The 3,306-nt window shown below is 69.0% G+C and carries 3 protein-coding genes; all 3 read left to right on the plus strand.

Translation table 11 applies throughout. The annotated features are described in order from the left end of the window. Positions 1-1,197: CoA transferase (locus Q0066_RS07870; RefSeq protein ID WP_298131765.1), on the plus strand; the 1,197-nt coding region annotated here is incomplete at its 5' end. A 293-nt stretch (positions 1,198-1,490) separates the two neighbouring features. Continuing rightward, on the plus strand, positions 1,491-2,930 hold the full coding sequence (locus Q0066_RS07875; RefSeq protein WP_298131767.1) for an aldehyde dehydrogenase family protein: 1,440 nt from the start codon (positions 1,491-1,493) through the stop codon (positions 2,928-2,930). A gap of 9 nt (positions 2,931-2,939) precedes the next feature. Further along, a partial coding sequence (locus Q0066_RS07880; RefSeq protein WP_298131769.1) for a citrate/2-methylcitrate synthase occupies positions 2,940-3,306 on the plus strand: 367 nt, incomplete at its 3' end.

Below are 3,306 nucleotides of genomic sequence, written 5' to 3' on the forward strand. Positions count from 1 at the left end.
ATCCGGGTCGTCGACAACAGCCACTTCCTGGCCGGGCCCTACGTCGGACGCTGCCTGGCCGCGCTCGGCGCCGACGTGATCAAAGTGGAACGCCCCGGCACGGGAGATGCTGGGCGGCAGCACGCCACGGTGCTCGACGACCGGCAGAGCGGCTACTTCCTGCAGCTCAACATGGGCAAACGCGGCCTCAGTGTGAACGTGAAGGACCCGCGCGGCCGCGACCTGATGCACAGGCTGTGCGACTCCGCCGACGTCTTCGTCGAGAACTACCGGCCCGGCGCCCTCGACCGCGCCGGCCTCGGCTATGCCGACCTGTCGGCCCGCAACCCGGGCCTGGTGTACTGCTCGATCTCGGCCTACGGCCACACCGGCCCGGACGCCCACCGCCCCGGCTTCGGGCTGATCGCCGAAGCCAAGAGCGGCATCATGGCCATGGTCGGGACGCCCGGCGAACCACCCCCGCTGCTGCGGATCTCGCTCGGCGACATGTACACCGGCAGCCACGCGGTGGCCGCGATCACCGCCGCGCTGCTCGGCCGGGTGCGCAGCGGACGCGGTCAACACATCGACCTGGCGCTGTACGACACCCTGTTCTCGATGCACGAGTACGCGGTGCAGAACTGGACGATCGGCGGGGTGCTGCCCGAGCAGACCGGCCACGACATGCCGGCCTCCACCCTGTACGGCGTCTTCCGGGCCGCCGACGGCGACCTGGTCATCGCCGCCCAGCAAGACGACAGCTGGCGCCGCTTCGCCGACCTGCTGGAAGCCTCCGGCGGACCGGCCGGTTTCGGCACCGACACCCGGTTCCACACCTTGTCAGGCCGCAATGCGCACCGCGAGGAGATCCTGTCCGGGGTGCGCTACTGGGTCGCCGCGCGTGGCGTCGCCGAGGTGCTCGCCCAACTGGACGCCGCCGACGTCCCCTGCGCCAAGGTGCAGCGGATCGACGAGGTGCTGGACGATCCGCAGATCCAGGCCCGCGGCATGGTGATCGAGCAGGAACACCCCCGCTACGGCACGCTGCGACTGCCGAACCTGCCGTTCCGGTTCTCCGACTGCGACACCACCGTCACCGAGGTGGCGCCCGACCTGGGTCAGCACAACGCCGAGATCGCCGCCGAGTTGGGCTTCACCCCCTCCGAGATCGAGTCGCTGCAGGCCGACGGCGTGCTGTTCAGCACCGCCGGCGACTGAGTTCGCCCCCAACGCTGGTTGAGCTTGTCGCAACCCCTTCCGCACTGCGCCCAGCCCCGTCATCCCGGCGAACGCCGGGATCTCCGAACGATCAGCGTGCGGCCGAGATCCCGGGGCAAGCCCGGATGACGGTTTCACGGCCCGAGAGGGCGGTTTGGCGTCCCGAGACGATGATCCAACTGGCCTCTCAACCCAACTTCTCCATATTTAACTAACCAGATGGTTCACAAACCGCGATTTTGTCTGCATACTGATGCCCACGACATCGCGATTCACACTCGGGAGACGCACTGATGGCATCGACGACGAGCCAACCGAAACCCCTCCGCCCGGAGCAGGAGCAAGAGCTCAACGACCTGCTGGCCAAGGCCCGCGCCGCGCAGAAGATCATCGAGACCTACGACCAGGCGAAGGTCGACCGGCTCTGCCAGGCGGTCGCCTGGGCGGTGTCCAACAAGGTGACCTTCACCCGGCTGGTGCACGAGGGCATCGAGGAGTCCGGTCTGGGCGACCCGGTCAGCCGGATGGGCAAGCGGATGAAGATCCGCGGCGTGCTGCGCGACGCGCTGCGCCAGCCCAGCGTCGGCATCATCGAGACCGACGAGGCGAAGGGCCTGGTCAAGTACGGCAAGCCGGTCGGCCTGATCGGCTGCATCGTGCCCACCACCAACCCCGATCTGACCCCGGCCGGCAACGCGATCTACGCGATCAAGGCCCGCGACGTGGTGATCTTCTCCCCGCACCCGCGGTCGAAGAAGACCACCTTCGAGACCGTCCGGCTGATGCGCGAGGCGCTCGAGCGTGAGGGCGCCCCCGCCGACATCCTGCAGTGCATCACCCAGCCCAGCGTGGCCATGTCGCAGGCGCTGATGGCGGCGTCCGACCTGGTCATCGCGACCGGCGGGCAGCCGATGGTGCGCGCCGCCTACAGCTCCGGCACCCCCGCCTACGGGGTCGGCGCCGGCAACTCGACGATGATCATCGACGAGACCGCCGACGTCGACATCGCCGCCCGCAACACCCGGATCTCCAAGACCTCCGACTTCGGCTCCGGCTGCTCCGCCGACGGCAACCTGATCATCCACGAGTCGATCTGGGACGACATGATCGCCGCGCTGCAGGCCGAGGGCGGCTACCTCGCCGAGGGCGAGCAGCGCGAGGCGCTGGCGAAGGTGATGTGGGACGACGAGGCGCACCGGCTGCCCGACACCGTCGCGATCGCGCCCGCCGAACTAGCGAAGGCCGCCGGCTTCGACGTCCCCGAGGGCACCACCTTCCTGTTCGTGAAGGGCGACGGCATCGGCGACGAGTTCCCGTTCTCGCGCGAGAAGCTGACCACGCTGCTGACGGTGCACCGCTACGAGGGCGAGTTCGAGAACGCCCTGGACGCGATGCGCGCCGTCTACGAGGTGGGCGGCAAGGGCCACTCCTGCGGCATCTACTCCCACGACGACGACCACATCCACCGCCTCGGCCTGGCCGCGCCGGTGTCGCGGATCATGGTCCGCCAGCCGCAGTCGAAGGCCAACGCGGGCGCGTTCAACAACGGCATGCCGATGACCTCGTCGATGGGCTGCGGCACCTGGGGCGGCAACATCACCAGCGAGAACGTGCACCTCAAGCACTACCTGAACACCACCTGGGTGGCCCGTCCGATCCCCGAGGACAAGCCCAGCGACGAGGAGTTGTTCGGCGACTTCTACGACCCGGCCCTCGAGCCCGCGGACGCCTGAGGCCCACCGATGACCCAGTCCCCCGAGGAGTTGGTGGAGGCCGCCCACAACTGGTGGTCGACCGACATCATCGACATCCACCCTGGTCAGATCGGCGTCCGGGGCTACCCGATCGAGCAGTTGATCGGCCGGATCAGCTTCCCGCAGATGATCTGGCTGATGCTGCGCGGCGACCTGCCCAGCGCCGACCAGGCGTCCCTGCTGGAGGCCGCGCTGGTGGCGTCCGTCGATCACGGGCCGCACGCGCCGTCGATCGCGATCAGCCGGATGTCGGTCACCTGCGGGCTGCCGCTGAACGGGGCGATGGCGTCGGCGATCAACGTGCTGGACGACGTGCACGGCGGCGCCGGCCAGCAGTGCATGGAGCTGTACCGCG

This window comes from Micropruina sp. (assembly GCF_027492755.1).
Classification (GTDB): Bacteria; Actinomycetota; Actinomycetes; order Propionibacteriales; family Propionibacteriaceae; genus Micropruina.

Bases quoted from the DNA above. Each gene is read 5' to 3' on its own strand.
- Q0066_RS07875 (WP_298131767.1), top strand. From the start codon at position 1,491: ATGGCATCGACGACGAGCCAACCGAAACCCCTCCGCCCGGAGCAGGAG.